This is a genomic window from Nostoc sp. MS1, assembly GCF_019976755.1.
Classification (GTDB): Bacteria; Cyanobacteriota; Cyanobacteriia; order Cyanobacteriales; family Nostocaceae; genus Trichormus.
This window is the reverse complement of record NZ_AP023441.1, coordinates 661015-679841: the sequence shown is the minus strand read 5'-3', so window position 1 is coordinate 679841 and position 18827 is coordinate 661015. Positions and strand designations below refer to the sequence as shown.

At 40.7% G+C, this 18827-nt stretch carries 12 protein-coding genes and 1 pseudogene; 1 reads left to right on the top strand and 12 read right to left on the bottom strand.

Going from position 1 to position 18827, the window contains the following annotated elements; translation table 11 throughout:
- Positions 1-29 precede the first annotated feature (29 nt).
- From NSMS1_RS02935 to pbpC, 12 genes and pseudogenes are all read right to left on the bottom strand, one after another.
- Positions 30-1084, bottom strand: a protein-coding gene (locus NSMS1_RS02935; RefSeq protein WP_224085966.1) for an IS630 family transposase whose coding sequence is annotated in 2 segments (ribosomal slippage) — positions 30-689 and positions 692-1084 — 1053 coding nt in all. Because the reading frame shifts where the segments join, the coding sequence is not laid out codon by codon here.
- Positions 1085-1250: 166 nt separating this feature from the next.
- Positions 1251-2306 (bottom strand): SMI1/KNR4 family protein, encoded by a 1056-nt coding sequence (locus NSMS1_RS02930; RefSeq protein WP_224090833.1) that lies wholly within the window; start codon positions 2304-2306, stop codon positions 1251-1253.
- A gap of 210 nt (positions 2307-2516) precedes the next feature.
- Positions 2517-3605, bottom strand: coding sequence for an SMI1/KNR4 family protein (locus tag NSMS1_RS02925; RefSeq protein WP_224090831.1), 1089 nt, complete (start codon positions 3603-3605; stop codon positions 2517-2519).
- Positions 3606-3844: 239 nt separating this feature from the next.
- Positions 3845-4144 (bottom strand): annotated as a pseudogene (locus NSMS1_RS02920) (LptF/LptG family permease); the annotation flags it as partial.
- A gap of 3 nt (positions 4145-4147) precedes the next feature.
- Complete coding sequence (locus NSMS1_RS02915; protein WP_224090830.1) at positions 4148-5017, bottom strand: glycosyltransferase; 870 nt, start codon at positions 5015-5017, stop codon at positions 4148-4150.
- Positions 5018-5135: 118 nt separating this feature from the next.
- Entirely contained in the window at positions 5136-6251 is a 1116-nt protein-coding gene (locus tag NSMS1_RS02910; RefSeq protein WP_224095044.1) for an LptF/LptG family permease, read from the bottom strand.
- Between the two features lie 231 nt (positions 6252-6482).
- A complete protein-coding gene (gene lptB, locus NSMS1_RS02905; protein ID WP_224090820.1) occupies positions 6483-7211 on the bottom strand; it encodes an LPS export ABC transporter ATP-binding protein in 729 nt (242 codons plus the stop codon).
- A gap of 28 nt (positions 7212-7239) precedes the next feature.
- Positions 7240-7737, bottom strand: coding sequence for an LptA/OstA family protein (locus NSMS1_RS02900; protein WP_224090818.1), 498 nt, complete (start codon positions 7735-7737; stop codon positions 7240-7242).
- Positions 7738-8088: 351 nt separating this feature from the next.
- Positions 8089-8481 (bottom strand): DUF309 domain-containing protein, encoded by a 393-nt coding sequence (locus NSMS1_RS02895; protein WP_224090816.1) that lies wholly within the window; start codon positions 8479-8481, stop codon positions 8089-8091.
- Positions 8478-8843, bottom strand: a complete 366-nt coding sequence (locus tag NSMS1_RS02890; protein ID WP_224090814.1) for a ferredoxin thioredoxin reductase catalytic beta subunit — start codon at positions 8841-8843, stop codon at positions 8478-8480. The genes NSMS1_RS02895 and NSMS1_RS02890 overlap by 4 nt, the downstream gene beginning before the upstream one ends.
- Before the next feature lie 317 nt (positions 8844-9160).
- A complete protein-coding gene (locus NSMS1_RS02885; RefSeq protein ID WP_224090812.1) occupies positions 9161-10324 on the bottom strand; it encodes a DUF58 domain-containing protein in 1164 nt (387 codons plus the stop codon).
- 140 nt (positions 10325-10464) lie between these two features.
- Positions 10465-12855, bottom strand: a complete 2391-nt coding sequence (gene pbpC, locus NSMS1_RS02880) for a penicillin-binding protein 1C (protein ID WP_224090810.1) — start codon at positions 12853-12855, stop codon at positions 10465-10467.
- A 247-nt stretch (positions 12856-13102) separates the two neighbouring features.
- On the opposite strand from pbpC, the gene NSMS1_RS02875 reads away from it, so the two are divergent.
- The gene (locus NSMS1_RS02875; protein WP_224090808.1) at positions 13103-18811 is read left to right on the top strand and encodes an alpha-2-macroglobulin family protein; all 5709 of its coding nucleotides are present in this window, start codon (positions 13103-13105) and stop codon (positions 18809-18811) included.
- Positions 18812-18827 lie beyond the last annotated feature (16 nt).

The window sequence follows — 18827 nt, the reverse complement described above, 5'->3', positions numbered from 1 at the left end:
GAGAAAATTTATAAGTATGTAACAAAGAATTAAGCAGAAGAATAAGAGTTAAATTTTACACGTTGCGTACTGTAGTTTCCCTTTTCTCCTCTATTTTGAACTCCATCAATGACAGCATAGGCAAGGTCTAATTCATCCTCAAAACTTTGAGAAGCTAGTTCATTTTTTTTCAGGTGTTGCCACTCCAATTCAATTGGATTCATCTCTGAGCAATATTTAGGTAAAAAGAAGATGTACAAACCCATCTCTTCCCACTTTGTCCATAATTGCTGAACTTCTTTGCACCGATGTATCGGGCCGTTGTCCTGAACGATGACTCTGATACGACCTGCTTTTTGGGCTTCAAGTGCTTCAAGCTCCATCATTTGAATATAGGATTTGCGTGAAACGCCACCAATCACTAGACCGTACACAAAACTAATTAGGGGTTGAAGAAACCCAATAATACTTAACCTTCGACCCCGACGCTTACTCTGCTCCAGGCGTTTTTGCTGACCTCGGAAGTAGTAACTGTAACTGGGTTCACTCCAGGCACAAAACCCTGATTCATCCATATACTTTAAATCGATTTCTCCAGCAGCAGCAGATAATTCCAACATCTCTAAGTCTGCCTGTTTGATTTGCTGCAATACTTTGTCTTGCTTTCCTTTGTGGCTTTTTCTAGTTCGCTTCCAAATGACCCCCTTTTTTTGAGTACCTGCCTTAACCAGTCAGGACTCAATTTCACGGAGCGTTCTTGCTCTAATTTTTGGGCTAATTGAACACTATTATATGTACGTGGTTCTTGCTCCAAGCATTTTTCTAAGAACGCCATGTCAGCTTCTGCCCACCTTGATTTTCCTCCCCGCCCTGCTTTCTCCCACAGTCCTTCTAGACCTTGTTTTTCCCATCTATGCAAAACTTCTCTTACTGTTTGGGCAGTCCAGTCAAAGTGATCTGCTATCTTCTCTACGTACCAACCATGTGCGCTTAATCTGATCACTTCGGCTCGGTCTTTCACTTTCTGGGGTACATCTGCCGTTCTCAGGTTGAACAAAATTTTATCTTGCTTAGGAGTCAGAAATACCCTTAAACGGCTGCCCATATCCCTGTTACCTTGGTAGACACATTTATGTATTTACTTATCTTTACACACTTTGGTTTTTTCACCTTGTTCTACTTATGGGTTAACCGACATTGGAGGAGATAAGGTGCTGAGGCAGGTAAAATAGGATATCCTAATTATGTTTTCATTTTGTTATTTCTGTGAGTTAATCAACTGCATAGTTAATTTCTTTGACAAGATTATCATCGATATAACGGCGCACTGTTTTAGTTCTGACCCAACCGTCTTTGCACATAACCGTTATAGTTTCTTCGACATCATGAACACCAAACCAATTCTCTACCCGAATATAGTGGTAGCAGTCGGATCTTTCGTAACTATGTGTTGTTCGGTAAGCAGGTTTCCCAGCATAGTAATAGGTTAATTCTTTTGTTTCTCCCGTAGGGCTGTGAATTTCGATACCTGATATCATTCCTGTGTCAGGATCATATCTAGTCTCAACCTTTGAACCATCAGGGCGTTCGACTACCTCTTTCCTGTGATGCCAAATGGACAGGTAGTTTCCACCTGGGTTATATTTTTTATGTACAGAACCTTGAGCATAAATCTCTATTTCTTCAGTAGATAGTCCTCTTAAGTATTGATCTATTCCTGTGTTCGCTTGCTGAATCAAGTTGCGGGTAAGATCCAATGCTAAGTGTTGCCAATCTTTTGTTGGTTCTTCACACTGCTCAAGACTAGCTTGCAGGTCATCAATCATAGAACGGTATTGTACATAGTATTCAATATCATTTCTCTGTGAACCCATTTGATACTTGTCTAAAATTGCTAACATCATATTAGTAATACTGGGATACCAAACGTCTGGTTCTGGAGATTGAAAATCAATATAAAGCATTAGGGAAGTATCTTGGATTTCCTTATCTCCAACAACAACACTGTAGCCTTTTAGGTCTTCTGTTGGATAGCCGCTACCAAGGTCATCAGTGATTGGCAACCAGTAAGGATTCCATTGTGGGTAAAAACTGTTTTCCATCTTGTAATACTCTTGCACAGCGACTTCCAATGGAAAGTACAAATAACCTCCATTACCCCACTCGTAGAGTTCATACAATTCTTTGGATAGCCGAAAGGGTAAAACTTTTATTATTTCCTCAATTTCATATTTTGTTAATCCTGGCTGCCAAAGATTGCTAAATTCAGGATTGTTCTGTTGATGCCATTTCTTAATTTCGTTTAGAGTTTCAAGTAGTATTGTCATGGTGTTTTTTCTTCTACTAACACCCTAGTATTACCCTTAAACAGTTAGCAACCTAACAAGCAAATGAAATTGTAAGTAACTAAGAAAGAAATAATAAAAATTTTCTTACCTTACTCAAAAGCTTGACTTGTAAAGGTTTTCGTAGGCACGACCGCGCACCTTGATTGCGAAGTCGAGGCTAAAAAACATTACTTGCTAATTAAAAGTTGTTCAAATTATTTTCTCAAGTTCTTTGATTGCCCAATTTGCTTGCTCTAAGGCTTCTTGAAGAGCAATTCGCTCAAGCCATGAAGGTGAAGGTATGAAAGTTGGAAGATACTGCTGATTATTTTGCACAAATCGTTTCAACGGTTCAATAGCTCTGGGATCTCCTAATTTTCTGAGTGCTTCTGCTGCATTATTTGCTACAGAGTATCCCCGGTCTTCTTTCAACCGAGATTCTAATGCTCTCATTAAAGGTTCTACTGCTCTCAAATCTCCAATTTCTCCAAGAATTATAGCTGCACTTATACGAATTGAGATGTTTTCTTCTTCATTATCCACTTCAGATAAAGGTAAATGAAGGATGTGAATCATTGGTTCTACAAATCTTGGATCTTTAAAGCGACATAAGCTATTAAATATATTGTTTGATAGTAAACATTTAGGTTGAGATATTGCTTTTATTAATTCTTCTAACTCTTCAAGAAAATATTTACGTTCAATTTCAGCGAATTGTTTTGGATTTTCTTCTAAGAATACTCTAAAATAATTATCTTCTGAAGGCTGTGTCAGGTAATAAGTGTTTGTTTCATAGCATTCTGCTACTATTAGCATAAAAGTTGTTAGGTTAGGATATTTCAATTTAGGTAGACTTCCACCTCCTAAATGACAGTGCATTATAGATGAATAATTATTATTGTCTGAATTGCCAAAAACAAGGAAATACTCTAAATCATCAGAACCGAAGATTGGGAACCAAGGTTTATGACAGTTCTCATCTTCTAGTGAAGTATATTCATGCCTAAACTCCTCAATTTCTTTAGAATCTTCTATGGCTTGTTCTAAAGGTATAAAATCAAAATGAGGAATAAAAGAAATATCAAGATGTAAATTGATTCTCGAAATATTTGTATACTCTATACCATTGCGCCACTGATAAAGTTCATAAACTTCTTCTGGTAAACGAAAAGGTAAATTTCTAATTTTAGATTGAATCTCTTCAAATTTTAATCCTGGTTTTAGAAGTGAAGCTACCTCTGGCCTATTTTGCTGAAGATGCTTAAAGATTCTTTCTAAAGTTTCTGTCAGAAGTGACATGAAAGTGACCTGTACAAATAATTAATGTTAAATACAATTAGATTTGCGGTCAATATTTGGAAATATCTTTCTCCCCCAACCGCCCCAGTCTGCTCTTGCACGACCGCATAATAGAGATGCTCCACATTGGCTCTCAAAACTCTTGCTCTGGCTCAGTTATGACAACTCTTGTAAGAAATTAAGGACTGAATTTTCTTACTTTTGAGCTTTTGGAAGTTATATCTGTTCTCTGCTATATCTCAGCGTTGAGCCACACGTACTAATAACACTATTCTTATCCCTAACTCAATAAAGTTGGGTAGCTATGCGCCGATAAAGGGAGAAAAAACTCCAGCTTGTGCTAATGCACCAGTAATAAAACCAAGTAAATAGTAACCAAAAATCACTATCATACTAATACCAAAACTAGTAGCTCTACCAGTGCGTTGGGGTATGGTTCCCATTGCTGCGCCGACTAAACCAAAGACTACACAGACAAACGGTAGGGCAAATTTCTGTTGGATTCTCACTTCTAGTTTACGAATTTTTTGGCGATCGCCCTTTTATACCTTGGATGTCAAGAGATCCAAATATTTCTGTGCAATATTGGCAAGGCTGTATTGAGAAGCTTTGAAAATACAGTTATTCCTTAATCGATTATATAAATCATCATCCTGTTGCAACTGTATTACCAAATTTTTACAATCTTCACTGTCTTTTGCAAATAGTGTACATTCTGGGCCAATCTCAAGATAAGCTGGTTCTAAACTAGATATTGATGGAACTCCAAAACCAATACTATTTATCAATTTAATACCAGGATTAATTCTGATATGTTCAGATACAGATTCTGATGTGATCGAAGTTGAAGCTCGAATATTCAGCAAGATAGTTGAGTTACGGTAAACATCGTATACCTGTTCAGTAGTGATTTCCTTGCTATTGTAAACTTCAAAATCAAAATTTAAATCGCTGGGAATCCATTCTGGTGAACCCATCCAAGTAGGTTTTCCTCTCAATCTACTAGGGCTAATAAATCCTGAAAAATTACAATGATGGTGAGGTATTATGTAGGTTTTACCATAAGAGCAAAACTTCTGATAAGCACCTTTACTACTTACAAGATAATAATCAATAAAATCGCGTGGACAGTAGTTATCGTGAATATCCCAAATAACAATTCCCCGCTTTTGTAAATCTGCTAAACATTCCTTATTAAAGAGAGGTTTAACGCAAATAAAAATTTCTTTATCTTTGGGAATATCAGCAATTGAGTCTACATCAGTTATATAATCACAGCCAATAGCATTAGCTACTTCAATACATCGAACACGAACGCTAGGAAAGTGAGACCGACCGCCTAAAAATACAACTTTTTGAAGAATAGAATTACTACGTTTTTGAAAAATTCTTTGTATTAAAGGTCTTTTCATATTTTTTATGTAAATTGGTTAATCTGGAAAATAATTGATTACCCTACGTAGAGTAGTTTTGCAAATATCGTGAAAAGTCAGAACGATTGATATCTTTCAGTAATCATTATGAAATGCCTCAACGTTGAGCGACACGCACTAATAACAATATTCCTATACCTAGCCCGATCAAGTTGGGTAGCCATGCGCCGATGAAGGGAGAAAAAACTCTAGCTTGTGCTAAAGCACCAGTAATAAAACTGAGTAAATAGTAGCCAAAAATTACTATTACACTAATACCGAAACTAGTAGCTTTACCTGTGCGTTGGGGTATGGTTCCCATTGCTGCGCCGACTAAACCAAAGACAACACAGACAAAAGGTAAGGCAAATTTCTGTTGGATTCTTACTTCTAGTTTACGGATTTTTTGGCGATCGCCACCCAAGCGTTCAATATTCAACTGTTCCAAAGCTTGGGAAATATTCATTTCCCCATAGTCGCGGCTCTGTTCTGCCAAGCTTAGGGGTGTGCGGGGTAGTTTGAGTTGTTGCTTTTCAAACCTGAGAATATTTCGATAAGAGCGATCGGGCGCGACTAAATAGATAGTACCATTATAAAAATCCCAAACGCTTTGCGCTCCATTCCACTCGGCAGATTCTGCCACCACTATTTGATTTAAACCTTCTTCTGAACGGTCTATAATAGTTAGTCCTCTCATCTGCTTACCATCAAACTGGTCGGCATAAAATAGGCGCGTTAGTATCTTGGTTTTAGTTCCATCCTTGTCTTTTCCATCCCGATATTCGGGGTAAAAAATATTTTGTTGTTTAAATGTAGGTTTATCTGATTTTAACGCTCTGTCTAAAGTCAAGGATGCTTGATAATTTGCGGCTGGGGCAATTTGCTCGTTAAATAGAAATGTTAGTCCTGTGACGACCAAACTCAACATTACCGCAGTCATTACCATACGATAGACGCTGACACCACAACCACGCAAGGCAATCAATTCGCTTTCGCTAGAAAGGCGACTGTAAGTCATCAAAGTTGCCAACAGTGTAGACATAGGAAAAGCTAACACAATAAAATTAGGCAACTTTAATAAGAAAACCTGCACGGCAATACTAATAGGTAGCCCAGATTCTACTACTCTTCTAACTAGCTCAAATACAGCATCAATCGTCACGCCAATTGATGAAAAAGCCCCAACGCCAAATAAAAATGTCGGGAGCAATTCGCTGATCAAATAGCGATCCATAATTGTCAAAGGCAGTAGCGAATTGAAGGTATAGAAGGACGAAAAGTTCTTGGCTACCATAGATATAATTTGTAATTCGTAATTCGTAATTCGTAATACTTCTCTTCGTTCGCGTAGCGTGTCGGAGACAGACGCTCCGCGTAGCTTGCTTCCACGGAGTGGTACGACTACGCTCAGTACAAGTTCGTAGTTAGCGGTTAACAGTTAACCGTCAACAGTCAACAACAATTACTAAAGTTGAAAGTTGTCACCTAAATAATATTGCCGTACAAGGGGATTATTGTAGAGTTCTTCAGTATTGCCGTAGGCGAGAATTTGGCCTTCGCGGAGGATGTAGGCGCGTTCAGTAATGGCTAGGGTTTCGCGGACGTTGTGGTCTGTAATTAAGATGCCCATGCCGCGATCGCGCAGTTGTGCGATAATTTGCTGAATCTCAAATACTGCAATGGGATCAACGCCTGCAAATGGTTCATCCAACAATAAGAATTTTGGCCCTTCTCGTCCGGCTGCTATAGCCCTAGCTAATTCTGTCCGCCTCCTCTCCCCCCCGGAAAGTTGAATCCCTTTACTTCGGGCGACTTTTTCTAAGCGGAACTCTCGCAGTAGAGTATGCAGCCGCTTTGACCACTCCCTACGTGGTACATTAGTTTGTTCAAATACTAAAAGAATATTATCTTGTACTGAAAGCTGACGGAAAACGCTTGCTTCCTGTGCTAAATAGCCGATGCCTAATCTTGCTCTTTTGTGCATTGGTAAGCCAGTAATATCTAAGCTATCCAGCCAGACTCGCCCTTGATTCGGTTTTTCTAAACCTGTGGCAATGTAGAATGTCGTTGTTTTACCAGCACCGTTAGGCCCCAGTAAACCAACGATTTCCCCCTGAGCCACAGAAAGACTAACGCGATTAACAATTACTCGCTTACCGTAAGACTTGTGAATATTTTCTAGAACAATTTTCACTATAACTGTGTTGTCTTGTTGGTTGATGCTAATTAGAACGGCGTAACCCTGGTGTTTTGGGCGCAGGTGTATTAGCTTGATTATTAAGCTCTGCGTCATCCACCATATAAACGGATTCTACCTGACGATTGGATTGTGGTAACGCCACAAATCGTCCTTCATCAATCAAGTATGTTACCTTTTCAGCGCGGATACTATTGCCACCTTGCTGCAAAATATAGACATTACCCATGAAATCAATCCGGCGTTCCTTGCTGAAATACTGAGCTTGAGCCGATGTTGCTTGAATTTGTCGCGCCGGGTATAACATCTGCACATTCCCACGAGCGGTAATCACCTGATTTTTGGAATCGTATTCTTGAATATCCGAGCGGATAGTAAGCGGACGATTTGCCGCAGGCGTTTGTGCTGTGACGCTTGATAATTGGTGAGGTAGGGTTACAGTACCCAAAAATGCCACAGGTAGCAGTAAAGCTAATCCCAGGCGACGCATTTTTAAAAGAGGCAGTTTATAGCTAGGTATCATAGCAAGTTTGTATTTGGGATTGTGGCTTGTATAGCAGAAGGCAGGAGGCAGGAGGGAAAGTCTTACTACTTCTAGCATTCAGGCTTTGGAGATGTCCTAACGTATCTGACTACGGCTATATATTAAATTATCTCAACTACATTCTCCAAAAATATAATCTCCTATCGGCAGTAATTTGAGATAATTGCAGGCTGAAATCTTGACGCTAGGCTCAGGGTGAAAGTTTCGTTGACAATTGACAGTTGACAGTTGACAGTTATTATTCTTCCCTATCTCCCCCCTCTCCCTTGTCTCCATACAAAAAGAGGGAACAAGAATCAGTTTCTCATTCCCCTATCTTTCTGCTTCCTCTTAATCGTTGGCGATCGCAATTGTTGGAAAGGCTAGGTCTGGGTTATCGTTGAGATTGTCGTAATTAATGTTTTCCGGGCCGATTTCTTGTAATGCTTTTAACAAGCCTGCGCTCTGGTTTAGTAATTCATATACATCAATATTTCCAAAAACTTCAGGATAACGTCGCAGGCGGTTGCTGCCTTCCCCTAGTAAAATTACTGCACCTCGCCAGTTACGATTACCTAAATGATAAAGACCAACGGCGATTTGTAAAATCCCTTGATAAAAGGTTTTTTCTGGTTCACTGGCTTCAATCCATAAAGCCTCTAAGGTGTCGTGACAGGCGTAGAACTTGCCAGCGTTAAATTGTTCTACACCTTGCCAAAACTCCAGGGGCATGGTTTCACTCATCCCATGCTGTCTCGTACTTCTTTAATCGTATCTAGAGATATTTCTTGGCTTTGTCCGGCAAATTCGTTCTCTGGTGTGAGGAATAGCATACAATGGCAATCTTTGCGTTCTCTCATGGGGACGCAAGGACAGTTCCAGTAGGAAGCTTTCACTTCTGCTTCTTTGTCTTCGTAGTGACGACAAGGACACAAAGGCGCACCTAATTCGTCTTTATGTTTGGCTAATCCTTCAATTACGACTGCGGTAACAGATGGTTCAGAACAAAAGTAAGTACCTGTACGTTTAGCATATTGTTCTGAAAAATGGCGCATTGCCTCTAGGCTTTTCTCGCTGGATTTTGAGTTAGCTTCTGATGAAATCATGGGGATCGGCGGTTAAATATTCAAATATCTTTGCATTGTACCTCAGCGTCACTAAGGTATTGCTGAGGAATTTCTCTAACTTGGTTTTTGCAATATTTTTTATAATTTCTCAAACATGAATGTTGTCAAAAGGCATGGGATCAAGGAAATGGCAGGCATCAAGAATAACTAAAACCAATTTGAAAAATGATTGCGACAAATGGATTCCTGAAAAGCTCACCAGTAAACCATTTCACAATCCAAAATCCAAAATCTAAAATCCAAAATGGGATAGATTGTCAATATTCATTGAAATTTTCAATCCTATAAATATAATTTCACAATGAATGCAAGGATTGTTGAAGTTGAAGTTGCAATGGCTTTTCTTGATCTATGGTGATGCCTGGGTAATCTTTGTTAATTACTACTTGTTGTTTTAATGATGCTACATCCTGCCATAAGACCCAACGACTACCTTGAGGCAGATTAGAAAGGGTGAGAGTGTTTTGTGCCAACCAAATACAAGGTGAGTTTTCCGGTTCTGGATTTGTAGGTTCTTCTAAATATTTAGTGGCTGCTAGTGTTTCTAAAACGACACTTTCACCTTTGACTAACCCTGTTGATGCAGTCCACATCTGCACTTGCAATTGTTGATTTTGTGCGTAAAAGTACAATGAAGCTGCGGTAATTACTGCCTGTTCAAAATTTTCCTCTTCCCAATTGCCCGCACTATCCAGGGCGATAATAATATCCTGTCCACTTGTCACCATTTCTAACTCACGTACCCGTAACTCACCATAACGGGCGCTGGTGCGCCAGTGAACTAGGCGGGTAGGATCGCCAATACGATAAGGACGTAGCGATCGCACTAACCCAGATGTGGCTGTTTGCAAGGGTTTACCACGGTACTCACTCCGTTGACTTTCTTCTTGCCCCAGTTCATCAACCAGGGGACAGGTAGTTAGTGGTAGTACAGTCGGATACACGATGGCAGTAGCATTACACTGGTGCTGACGACGCGCCCAAAATAAACCTAGAGGCGCACCCGTGCCTAATTCTACGGTGTGCCAGCGATAAATACCCCGACGCTGGGTAGTTTGGTAATGTACCCATTTGTAGCTTTCTTGACTAGGAATAGTATCGATCGCCTGTTTGATGGGTTTACTCAAAACGAAAGGTAATATATCCTCAACTTGCAACAAACTAACAGATTGCTTGCTGGAGTTATGAATTTCTAACTCTAAAATTAAGTCATCCCCGGCTGAGACGGGAGAGATGGGACGACGAGTTACAGATAAACCTGTGAGCGATCGCGGTGGTAAAATCGCAGCTATACCCAACAATGCAAAACTTACGCCGCTAATGGCATACAGCCAGCCAGCCATTGTATTAATCGCTGCACCAAAAAAACAAACAGCAACTCCCGCCAGTACCCAGCCGATGTATGCAGGGGCGCTAGCATGGGTTTCTAACCAGTTAGTGAGGGATTTCATGATTTTCATGTTTCTTTTTTAACCCAACACTGGTAGAAATTCACAGGGGTAGAGTTGGGGGAGATGTAGCTTGCTTCCCGTAAGGGTGGGAGTGGGGGGAGAAAAAACAACTGTCAGCTGTCAACTGCCTCCTGCTATAACTAAAAGAACTAACCTTTATCAGCAATAGAAAATCCTTGGCGGGTAGGTTTAGTATTTGCTAACTTCACCTGAAAGCTTAGTTTATCGCTCGTTGCTCCACTTCTGACTTCTAAAGTCCAGTTACCGGGACGCAAAGCCCAAAATAACGAATTATCTGACTGTGTATTCAATTTTTCGCCATTCAGCCACCATTCTACAGGCGCAGATTTATTTCCTGTTAGCTTAAATTCTAATTGTTGTGCTGCTGCATTGGGATACAACAAGAAAACATCGCCATCATGAGGAGAGACAATTCTCAAGTCGTTGCCAACAAAACTTGATTGTTGCTTGGCTAACCACTCGTTATACTCTGATGGCAAAGTGAACTGAGTTTCCTGTGCGTATTTAGCTTTATCTTCTGGATAGAAATATTCTTGCACTACTGAGTTACAGTCTGGTGTTGGGCGTAACCCGGTAACTGCACAAATGGGTAGTTCTACTAAACCAGATGGAGGGGGAAAGGCGGCTGGTTCTTCATGTTCGTGCAGATGCAGCATAATCCGATTCCATAAAGGTGCTGCACCTGTTACGCCGGAGACTTGGCGCATGGGTTCACCGTTGAAGTTTCCTACCCAGGTAGCGACGGTGTAGTCGCTGGTAAAGCCGACTGTCCAAGTATCACGAAAGTTGGAAGAAGTGCCAGTTTTAACAGCGACGGGGAAGGGCAAGTTTAATATTGAGTCTACACCAAAAGCGGTGGCACGAGCGTGGTTGTCGCTGAGGATGTTGGTGATTAGTTGCCAATTTGTGGGAGGCGGGGAGTTGGGAGTTGGGAGTTGGGAGTGGTGAGACAGAGCTGTAGGAGGGTTTCCCTCCGCAGGCGACTGCGAACCCGTTGGCGCAGCCTCTCGTAGAGAAGGGGAGAGGGTGGTAATTACGGGAATGGGTTGTCCTTGTCTGGCGATGGTGAGGTAGGCGTGGGCTAGTTCCCAGAGGCTAACTTCACCGCTACCAAGGGTTAAGCCTAAGCCGTAGTATTCAGGGGTTTGGTCGAGGTGAGTAAATCCTAGTTGATGCAGGCGTTCTAGGAAAGTGGGTACACCTACTTTTTCTAATACCCTAACGGCTGGAACGTTGAGGGAATTGGCTAAGGCGATGCGTACTCGCACGGGGCCGAGGAATTTTTCTGTATAATCGGTTGGACTGTAGAGTTGTGCGCCAGGGATGGCGTAATGGGTGGGGATATCTGCCAGGATGGTGTTAGGGCGAATTAAACCTTTTTCTAGGGCTAATTCATAGACGAAGGGTTTGAGGGTAGAACCGGGTTGGCGTAGGGCTTGTACTCCGTCGTTGCGTCCTAGTTTGGTTTGATTAAAGTAATCTGGTGAACCGACGTAAGCGAGAACTTCGCCTGTGTGGTTGTCAATTACTAGGGCGGCTGCGTCGTGGACGTTGTTGGGGGCGAGGGTGGAAATTACTTGTTGTACTTGGGCTTGGACGAATTGTTGTAAGGGACGGTTGATGGTGGTGCGGATAACTGATTGATCCCCCCCACCCCCCTTAAAAAGGGGGGATTGATTGTCGTTTTTGTCAGGTGAGATTTGATTTGCTAACCAAAATAGGAAGTGTGGGGCGGCGATAATTCCGCGTTGGTTGGACTGAAAGACAACTTTTTCTTTTAGTGTGCGATTGGCGATCGCCTCACTGATATACCCTTCCTGTACCATACGATTGAGGACGTATTTTTGTCGCTGTTTGAGGCGTTCCCCATGTTCGTAAGGGTTGAAGTAGGTGGGGTTATTGGGGATAGCTGCCAACAAGCTGGCTTGGGCTAGGTTTAAGTCACTGGCGGGGATGGAAAAGTAAGTTTGGGCGGCTGCTTCTACACCATATATATTGCCACCCATTGGCAGGCGGTTGATATATGCGGAGAGGATTTCATCTTTATTCATCCCAGCCGCTAACTTCCACGCCAGCCAAATCTCCTGGATTTTCCCCGACAGGTTGCGGGGAACTGGTTCTAACATCCGTGCTAACTGCATGGTAATTGTGGAAGCGCCGGAAACAACTTTTTTGGTGTGGATGGCTTGTTGGATGGCGCGGACAATGGCTTTTAAATCTAATGCGCCGTGATGGTAGAAGCTACCATCTTCGGCGGATAACAGTGCTTGGATGAATTGGGGGGATACCTGATTTAGTGGTACTACTGAGGTATGCTCTTGATCACGGGTGAGGATTGTTCCTAATGGTAGCCCATTGCGATCGCTAAACTGCATTGCCAGTTGATTTTGGGCAATATCTGCGGCACGAATCGGTGCAAAATAGGGTATTAAGCGGATAAATAGGCAGATTAGCAGCACAGTTAGGAACAGTTTAATAGTGTGCTGCATTTTAGAGAGCGATCGATATATGAATAACATCAGGGGCTACCCTGTTTAAGAGCATTGATTTTAAATGATAGCTACAACAGGAAATAATTCGATTCCTGAATAATTTTGTTTATAAAAGTTAAAAACTAATTCATTGTTAAGGATTGTAGTTGTTTTTGGAACAACTGCTTTTAATTGGGTATCTATGGGAATAAGTTTTATTTTTTAAACGCAGAGGGGCGCGGAGTTTGAGAGTGAAGGTGTGAGTTAATTGCTGGATTTTAGAGTTTATAAAAATATGATTATTAGAGCTTTTATACGGTGTTTTTTTGTTGTGGTGTTGGTGTTAGGGATAGGAGGGTGTAGTTTTTTTGGGATTAATTCAGGTAGGGAACAATTACCAACAGTGTTATCACTGAAACCACCACAATTACCAGATTGGATTGAACAAATTAGTCCTATTGGGGAAGCTAAAACAACTAATCAAATTCGGATTCGTTTTCAAGAGGCTTTAATTCCAGTTGAAAGTTTAGACAGTCCACAACAACAGGATTTATTACAAAAGTTTGCGCTTTGGCCGCCATTACCAGGGCAATTTCGCTTTTTAACGCCGCGCATGGTGGGATTTCAAGCTGATAAAGCATTGCCAATTGCTACCCGATTACAAGTTACTCTCAAAGCAGATTTAGCAGATTTAAAAAATCATCGGTTAAACAAAGATTTATCTTGGACTTTTAATACTGAGGCTATCAATCTTACTAACTTACCCGGTGTGAATCCTATAGAGAAAGCTGATACTGAACCTATAGATGTCAAACCAAGATTACAGTTTACTTCTAATGTCGAGTTAGATATACAATCTGTACAAAAACATTTACAGTTAATACCGGAAGGTAAAAATAAGGGTGTGCGTTTTCAAGTTACCTTAAACAAGGAAGATAAGCCTTCAGATAATGAAGAACCTTTAAATAAACTTGACCCCTCAGCCCGCAATTGGATTTATAATCTTATTCCCCAAGAAAATTTAGAAAAAGCCACTAATTACCGCCTAGTATTTTCTCCAGGTATTCGTCCGGCTTATGGCAATTTACCCACAGAGAAAGAATTTGCTAGTAAGTTGGAGACTTATTCACCTTTAGCATTTCAAAAAATCAGCTTTTACGGACAACCGGATGCAGGGGGAACCTATGGAAGGTTTATCAAAGGTAGTCCGCAATTAGAATTTAATAATATTTTATTGGCAGATTCAGCTAAAGAAAACATCAAAATTAATCCTGTACCAAAAGATATCTCTAGAATCTTACGAGTAAATGACGAAGATAGAGTTGTCGGGATTAATCCTTATGTTTTAGAACCTGCTAAGAGTTATACAATTACTATAAGTGAAAACCTTAAGGATAAGTTTGGGCAAACTTTGGGTAAACCCATCACGCTTAAATATGATACTGGAGATTTAGCTGGGGATATTTGGGTTCCCTCAGACTTGAATATTTTCCCTGCGAGTAAGAATTTACAGTTAAATATTAGCACTGTTAATTTACCTGAATCTAAATATAAAGCTGCTTATCAGGTAGTTAACCCTACAGATTTAGTTTATTTTAATTATGCTAATGATTTATTAGCAAAACCTACTGAATGGCAAAGCTTCAAAGTAGCAGCTAAGAAAAATCAATCAATTGATGTGACTGTTCCTCTGCGAGACAAACTCAACGCTAATACTGGCATGTTAGCCTATGGAGTGCAAGCACGTACTAATAAATATCTAGATAATGGTAAAGAACTTTGGCGAGAACCTACGACTTACGGCTTGGTAGAACTGACGAATTTGGGTGTCTTTACTCAATGGTTCCCTGAGTCTGGTTTAATTCGCGTAAATCATTTAACAGATGGTGCGCCAGTTAAAGGGGCAAATATTGAAATTTATCAATCAAACCTACAAGCAAAATCTCGTCCTGAACCTGTACCTTGTGCAGTAGGTAAAACTGATGAAAATGGAACTTTGAGAATTAATCGTGAGGAGATGCAGCGATGTAATTCTAGTAAAAAAGCACCAGAGTTATTAGTCATTGCCAAGGAAAATCAAGATTGGGCTTTTACTAGAACTGAAGAATATAGTGGAATTTATGGATATGGTATTGATGCAGGTTGGCAAGATGGGAAACCAGAGTCACGCGGGGTAATTTTTTCAGATAGGCAGTTATATCAACCAGGAGAAAAAGCTTGGTTTACTGGGGTGGCTGATTATTTACAAAATGGAGTAATTCAACAAGATAAAAATGCTGTTTATCAATTAACTTTAATCAATACCGATGGACAGAAGACTGATTTAGGTACGCAAACGACAAATGAATTCGGGACATTCTCTCTAGAATTACCAATTAACAAAAATCAGCGTTTAGGCTACTACACAATTCAAGCTAAGGGCAAAAATGGACTAGAGATTTCTGGAGAGTTTCGCGTAGCTGAGTTTAAACCACCAAACTTTAAAGTCGAGGTTAACTTAGACAAACAATTCGCTTATATTGATGATCAAGTTGGCATTAGTACAGCAAGTAATTATTTATTTGGTGCGCCTGTAGAGGGTGGTGAAGCAAAATATTTCGTGACTCGCCAACAGACTAATTTTATCCCTAAAGGTTGGGAAGAATTTACTTTTGGTCGCCAATGGTTTTGGCCGGAAGAAACTCCTACTGTCCCGACTGAAGTATCACAAACTAATAGCCAATTAGATGCTAATGGTAAAAGTAGTCAGGCGGTAACTGTGGCTAAGGATTTACCTTATCCAATGAATTACCAGGTGGATGTGCAAGTTGCAGATGTATCTAATCTTTCTGTAGCTAATTCTAAAACCTTTACAGCTTTGCCTAGTAATCGTTTGATTGGCTTAAAAAATAATTTTATCGCTGATGCTGGGAAAGCTTTTCCTATTGAAGTGGTTGTTACTGAACCTACAGGGAAACCAATCACAGGTCAACGTGTACATGTAGAATTACAACAGATAAAATATAGCAGTGTTACGCAATTGGTAGAAGGTAGCCAAACACCAAAAAATCAAGTTGAGTATAAAACAGTTGCCCAAACAGAAATTACATCTACAAATAACCCTCAATCAGTAAATTTAACACCAACTGAATCTGGTGCATATCGTATTAGGGTTAATTTTAGTGATGCCAAATCAGAATTAACTGCTACAGATGCACAGATTTGGGTAACTGGAGGAAATGAAGTATTTTGGGGTGATAGAGATAAAAATGTCTTAGAAGTTAAGCTAGATAAAAAAGAGTTTAAAGTGGGGGAAACTGCCACCGCTTTAATTCAATCTCCCTATCCTGATGCAGAATTATATTTTGCCATAATCAAAGATCAACCCATTTATCAACAACTTACCAAAGTTAAAGGAAGCGCACCACAAATTCAGTTTCAAGTTACGCCGGAAATGCTACCTAATGCAGCCGTTGAAGCTGTGTTAGTTAGACAGGGTAAACCTATTAATCAAGTAGATGTAGGTAGTTTAGATAAATTGGTGAAAATTGGCTTTACTCCTTTTAAAGTCAACTTGCAAGATAAATATTTAAAATTGCAAGTGAAGCCAGTGCAAGCATCATTAGAACCGGGTGCAGAGGAAACAGTACAACTAGAATTAAAAGATAATCAAGGAAACTCCACCAAAGGACAGTTTACCGTTATGGTGGTAAATGAGGCGGTGTTACAGCTTTCTGGTTATCGTCCGCCGAATTTGGTAGATACAGTTTACGCAGAACAGCCAATATCCACCCGCTTTAGTGATAACCGTCCCCAAGTCATCATACAACCACAAGATATAGCCAAACCCAAAGGTTGGGGTTATGGCGGTGGTTTCTCCTCTGGTGCTGCAAATACTCGCACCCGCACGGACTTTCAAGCTTTAGCTTATTACAACGGTTCTGTACTTACCGACGCTAACGGCAATGCACAGATAACCTTTAAGTTACCCGATGATTTAACTACATGGCGAGTTATGGCTGTGGCTACCGATGGAAATCTGCGTTTTGGCAATGGAGACGCGACATTTATCACTACCAAACCACTGCTAACTAATGCCATCTTGCCACAGTTTGTCCGTCCAGGCGATCACATTCTCGCTGGTTTATCGGTAACTAACAACACCGGAAATACTGGAAACCTCGAAATTAACGGTGAACTTAGCGGTACTGTCAAGTTTAACAGTAAAAATCCCACAGCTACTAGCCTACAAACCAAAGCTGAATCTGCAACTCAGGCTTATCGTTTCCCAATGGTAGCCGATAAGGTGGGGCTTGGTACAGTCCGCTTCACCACTCAGTTAAATGGTACAGCCGCCGATGCTTTCGCCGTACCTTTGGAAGTGAAGCCAATAGAAATTACTGAACAAGTAGTGGAAACTGGTGTCAGCCAAAAGCAGGTAAAAATTCCCTTGAATGTTGATCAAAATACCTTTATGGAAGCTGGAGGTTTAGATATTCAACTTGCGAGTACATTAATTCCCGAAATTAAAGCACCAGCAAAACAGGTACTAACTAATAATGATTTACCATTTACAGAACCAGCAGCTAGTCAATTAATTATTGCTACAAATTTACAAAAGATTGCCCAAAAATATGGACAGGCATTTGCAGATTTTAACCCTAACCAACAAGCGAATTTAGCAATAGAACAATTGCAAAAACTACAAATAGCCGATGGTGGTTTTGCTGCTTTCCCCGGACAAGAAAAATCTGACCCTTGGGTTTCTGCTTATGCGGCTGAATCTTTAGTCAAAGCCAGTCAGGTATTTCCTAATTCAGTCGATTCTGGAATGCTATCTCGCCTCGAAACTTATTTGCAAAAAATTCTAGCAAACCCTGGACAGCACAACTTTTGTACACAACAACTATGTAAAAGACAACTACAACTTCAGGCTTTAATTGCATTAGCAGAATTGGGAGATAAGCGAAATACTTTCCTTACCGATATTTACGCACAACGTAACGACTTTGATTTAGTAACTCAAATCAAACTAGCGCGGTACTTAACTCAATTCCCAGAATGGCAAGACGAATCTCAGCAATTACTAAATAAACTGCAACAAAACATTTACCAAACTGGACGCACAGCCGTTATTACCTTACCCTCAAGTTGGGGATGGATGAGTTCATCTACTACAGCACAAGCGCAAGCTTTACGCTTATTTATTGCCAAACAAAGCCAGCCGGAAGTGATAGATAAATTACTGCAAAGTCTTCTCGCACTACGCCGAGATGGCACATGGCAAAATGATTATGACAACGCCCAAGCATTAACAGCTTTGGTAGAATATAGCCAACTCCAACCTACACCACCTAATTTTGTCGCCACAGTGCAGTTAGCTGGTAGGAAGTTAGGAGAAAATCGCTTTGCAGGCTATCAAAATCCTAGCCTCCAGTTAAATGTACCAATGAATCAATTACCCCGTGGTCGTCATGATGTGACACTGCAAAAATCGGGTAATGGGACTCTGCACTATTTGCTGGCTTATAACTATCGTTTGCAAGGAAACCAACCAGGACGCTTTAACGGCTTACGCATAACAAGAGAAATTAGTCAAGTAAATGCACAGGAGGTTTTACAAAAAACAGGTATCTACGCCTTAGATAAACCCTTGACTTTAGCCCCTGGACAAGTGTTTGATATTGGCTTAGAAATAATTTGCGATCGCCCTGTAAACCACCTAGTAATTAAAGATCCCCTACCAGCAGGTTTAGAAGCCGTTGACACAAGTTTCCAAACCACCACAGCCGCATTACAAGCCAAAGCCGATAGCTGGGAACTTGGTTATCGCAATATTTACCGCGATCGCATTATCGCCTATGCCGACCACCTAGAACCAGGAGTTTACAGCTTACATTATTTAGTTCGTTCCGTTACCCCTGGTACATTTTCCTGGCCTGGTGCAGAGGTTCACCTGCAATATGCACCAGAAGAATTTGGAAGGACTGCGGAGTCAACGCTGGAAGTGAAGGAGAGTAACTAATTAGATCCCCCTGAAT

Excerpts from the sequence above, each read along its gene's own strand:
- NSMS1_RS02930 (WP_224090833.1), bottom strand. The coding sequence starts at position 2,306 with ATGACAATACTACTTGAAACTCTAAACGAAATTAAGAAATGGCATCAA.
- NSMS1_RS02925 (WP_224090831.1), bottom strand. The coding sequence starts at position 3,605 with ATGTCACTTCTGACAGAAACTTTAGAAAGAATCTTTAAGCATCTTCAG.
- NSMS1_RS02915 (WP_224090830.1), bottom strand. The coding sequence starts at position 5,017 with ATGAAAAGACCTTTAATACAAAGAATTTTTCAAAAACGTAGTAATTCT.
- NSMS1_RS02910 (WP_224095044.1), bottom strand. The coding sequence starts at position 6,251 with ATGGATCGCTATTTGATCAGCGAATTGCTCCCGACATTTTTATTTGGC.
- NSMS1_RS02900 (WP_224090818.1), bottom strand. The coding sequence starts at position 7,737 with ATGATACCTAGCTATAAACTGCCTCTTTTAAAAATGCGTCGCCTGGGA.
- NSMS1_RS02895 (WP_224090816.1), bottom strand. The coding sequence starts at position 8,481 with ATGAGTGAAACCATGCCCCTGGAGTTTTGGCAAGGTGTAGAACAATTT.
- NSMS1_RS02890 (WP_224090814.1), bottom strand. The coding sequence starts at position 8,843 with ATGATTTCATCAGAAGCTAACTCAAAATCCAGCGAGAAAAGCCTAGAG.
- NSMS1_RS02885 (WP_224090812.1), bottom strand. The coding sequence starts at position 10,324 with ATGAAAATCATGAAATCCCTCACTAACTGGTTAGAAACCCATGCTAGC.
- pbpC (WP_224090810.1), bottom strand. The coding sequence starts at position 12,855 with ATGTTATTCATATATCGATCGCTCTCTAAAATGCAGCACACTATTAAA.
- NSMS1_RS02875 (WP_224090808.1), top strand. The coding sequence starts at position 13,103 with ATGATTATTAGAGCTTTTATACGGTGTTTTTTTGTTGTGGTGTTGGTG.